Genomic DNA, 505 nt, shown 5'->3' on the forward strand with positions numbered 1-505 from the left:
CATTCTATTAAACTCATCTTTTTGGATCATCATTTCATCTCTTTTTATTTCATCTAGCTCTAAGACATACGTAAGCCTCTCTATAATATCCTCTTCAGATAAGGGTTCAATTTCTTCAGGTAAACGCTGATAAAGCAAATATAATTGACTAGTACGATTAATCTCCTCAAAAAATGTTGACATTTGATTCACATCAATAGAATGAGTCACAGAAGCCGTTTCAGTAAACAGTGATAATGGATTATATAGGCCTGATAATTGCTTCCGCTCCTCTGAAATTAAATTTTCATAATCAATAAATCTAGAAGTCATCCTATCTATTAGTTCTGCATCCGTCTCAGACCAACGCTCTTCAGTTTGTTTCTTATGTAATAAACTTAGCAGGTTCACAAAGTTAGATTGAATATTTAAACTGGAAGCACTTCTACTATTATCGATCCGATACGATTCCAATAGATTGAAATAGTTGGATAACTGACGATGCGAATTATTAAAAGCATAAAGG

1 protein-coding gene is annotated in these 505 nt (G+C 32.9%); it reads right to left on the reverse strand.

Going from position 1 to position 505, the window contains the following annotated elements:
• Window positions 1–505: hypothetical protein (locus tag AOA61_RS31380; protein ID WP_158234837.1), on the reverse strand; the 505-nt coding region annotated here is incomplete at both ends.

The sequence above is a fragment of the Pseudomonas sp. 2995-1 genome (genome assembly GCF_002742505.1).
Lineage (GTDB): Bacteria > Pseudomonadota > Gammaproteobacteria > Pseudomonadales > Pseudomonadaceae > Aquipseudomonas > Aquipseudomonas sivasensis.